The sequence below is a fragment of the Blautia sp. ZXY-1-B12 genome, from assembly GCF_056339915.1.
In genome coordinates, this window is record NZ_JBWJVP010000099.1 from 1 (window position 1) to 2974 (window position 2974).

Annotated in this window: 2 protein-coding genes and 1 pseudogene; all 3 read right to left on the reverse strand. The window is 42.2% G+C overall.

Annotated features, from left to right (window positions below; all coding sequences use genetic code 11):
- Positions 1-132: 132 nt before the first annotated feature.
- Positions 133-800, reverse strand: a pseudogene (locus AC075L_RS06295) (YkgJ family cysteine cluster protein).
- 22 nt (positions 801-822) lie between these two features.
- Positions 823-1200: a DUF6483 family protein gene (locus AC075L_RS06300; protein WP_008704036.1), complete on the reverse strand. Its 378-nt coding sequence runs from the start codon at positions 1198-1200 to the stop codon at positions 823-825.
- A gap of 102 nt (positions 1201-1302) precedes the next feature.
- Positions 1303-2974 (reverse strand): DNA topoisomerase III (gene topB / locus AC075L_RS06305; protein WP_476387374.1); only part of this gene is annotated, 1672 nt, incomplete at its 5' end.

The following is a 2974-nucleotide window of genomic DNA, read 5'->3' on the forward strand; positions in this document are numbered from 1 at the left end:
CATCTGACACCTCAGGTAGTCAGATGAACATTTATGCTTTATAAAAAAACCTTACGGTACAGAAAATATCTTTATACGGATATTGTTCTGTACAGCAAGGTTTTTTATCACTAGAGCATTTTTCAAACACGCTCAGGCCAGTGCCAGCAAATCTTTTCCTTCTTTCAGCCTCTCATAAAACTGTATGTAGAAATCCTGATCCTGGTCATATGGTTTGAGATAGAATCTGTTCACCACAAAGAGGTTCAGATTTCTGATCAGATCTGGATCCTCAGCATTGTACAGTACTTCCTGCACATCCAGCAGAAAATAATGCCAGTCATTTACAAATTTCTCATATTTTTTCAGATCCGGTGTGTCCACCCACTTCTTTACCTTGATCTTACTGCGGTTTGTTTTAGGACATTCGTGAATCTGAAGAATATATTTAAAACTGCCATTCTCGTAGAATCTTCCCAGTGGGAATAACTGCAGAATCCCGGCCGAATAGAGTGGATGTGACAGCGTCCTTCACTGTTAAGGAATATACACTGTTCCTTAACTCCTGTCATCCGAAGATGCGGAAGGATATTTCCATCTGTCACTCCCAGTTCCAGATATTCCTGTAAAAGCTGCTCTGCTGATTTCTGTAATCCTGCCGACAATCTGTATACATCATATGGATCCAGGAGCACAGAATCTCCCATTCCCTGACAACAGTCACAGCAGCCTTCACAGTCATGGCAGTCTGCCTTTACCATATCATTAGAATCATATAATTTACCATCCGAAATCTCTTCCAGTGTCTGTTCTCTGCGCATATGCTATGCTTTTTCCTTTCTCTCAAAAAGCCTCTAATCCTGTAACACCCCAGTCTGAAGCAAGATCTTTCATACCTTCCAAAACTTCCTCCCTTGAATATCCGTTATCATCCAGGAAATCTCCGTCCATATCATTCAGATACAGATAAAAGGTCAGTGCCAGTTCCAGATAGTCTACATCATCTTCTACCATACCCATATATAATTCGTTTTCTGCTTCATTGATCTTGCCTTCTTCTGCCAGTTTCATAATTGTAGCAAAAAGCCGGTCTGCCTCTGTGTAATCTGCTTCCTTCTCCGGAAGTTTGTAATTGGGCTGCTGCTCATGAAGCAGAAGCTTCGCGATCAGTCTTCCTACGTCCTGAATATTTCTTATCATATGATCATCCTGTACTGCCATAATATTATCTTCCCTTCTTTTTTATTTTATCTGGTACATCGTTTCGTAAATAACTATACCCATCGCATAGGATACGGATTCGCAGACAAGAGAGTGATATAGTTATTCCAGTTTTAATCCTGCCAGTGCCTGTGCAAATGCATTATTCACCGGCTCCTTGGCTTCTTTCTGCTGCTGTCTCATATATTTTTGAACATCACGCTTATTGACTCCTGCTCCCTCTTTGGTTCTTCTCGCCTGAAAAGCAGAGAGCTTTTCTTTATAGCCGCAGGCACAGATAAATGTCTCTTCCTTACCTTTCACATACATTTCCATACGTTTATGACACTTGGGACAACGGGCATTGGTAGTTCTGGACAGGGTTTCTTTATAACCGCACTCTCTGTCCTGACATACAAGCATTTTTGCATTCTTTCCATTCACTGCCAGAAGCTTCTTTCCACAATTCGGGCAGATTTTGTTTGTGAGATTATCATGCCTGAAGGTTCCCTGTCCTGTTTTAATCTCATCTACGATATCACAGGTATAGTTCCTGATCTCTTTCAGGAAGGTTTCCTGTTTCATTTTCCCTTTTGCAATATTTCCAAGCTTCATTTCCCAGTCCGCTGTCAGTTCCGGTTTACGCAGTTCCTCAGGTACCAGTTCCAGAAGCTGTTTTGCCTTGGAAGTCAGATGAATTTCATTGCCTTTCTTCTCCATCAGAAAACTGTTGAACAATTTCTCAATAATATCCGCTCTTGTGGCAACTGTTCCCAGACCACCCGTTTCACCGAGAGTTTTCGCAGCTTTCGTATCATGGCTCTCCATATAACGCACCGGATTCTCCATTGCTGCAAGAAGTGTTGCTTCTGTGAATCTTGCAGGCGGCTTTGTCCTGCCTGTATTCATAGATACATTCTCTATGTGCAGTCTCTCACCTTTCTTCATCTGTGGAAGCTTCTGATCTTTCAGTGTCTGTGCATCATCAGCTGTATCCTCATCATCTTCAGTGTCGTCCGTATTTTCATACACATCTTTCCATCCGGCACTTTTTACAACTTTTCCGCCGGCAGCAAAAAGTTCTCCTGCAACAGTTCCCTCCATGCTCACCTGTTCATAAACAAAAGGTGGATACAACACACTGAGAAATCTGCGAACTACCATGTCATAAATTTTACGTTCTTCATTTGTCATATGGTCAAGCTGTACAAACTGCTCCGTAGGGATAATTGCATGATGGTCACTGACCTTTTTATCGTCCACAAAACTTCCATTTGCCCGAACTGGCTGATTCATCAGTGCACCTGCCAGTTTTCTATACGGTCCCACTGCACAGGCCTTTAATCGTTCTTTGATTGTAGGAACAATATCCTTTCCGATATATCTTGAGTCTGTTCTGGGATAAGTGAGAACTTTGTGGTTCTCGTACAAACGCTGCATAATATTCAGAGTCTGCTTTGCAGAATACCCATATTTCTGGTTTGCTTCTCTCTGAAGAGTCGTCAAGTCATACAAACCCGGTGCAAAGGTTTTCTTCTCTTTGCTGGTTATGGACGTTACCTCCACCGACTGGTTTCTGATAGCATTGAAAATTTTCTCCACACATTCTTTATTAAAAGTCCTGAAGCTCTTACTCTTTGGTTCCTTCCATGTCCAGATAATATCACCTGCTTTCAGGGTGATTCCGTAATATTCCTTCGGCTTAAATGCCCGTATCTCTTCTTCCCGTTTCGCGATCATCGCCAGAGTGGGAGTCTGTACTCGCCCGCAGGAAAGCTGGGCATTATATTTACAG

Coding starts and splice junctions, on each gene's coding strand:
- AC075L_RS06300 (WP_008704036.1), bottom strand. CDS start 1,200: ATGGCAGTACAGGATGATCATATGATAAGAAATATTCAGGACGTAGGA.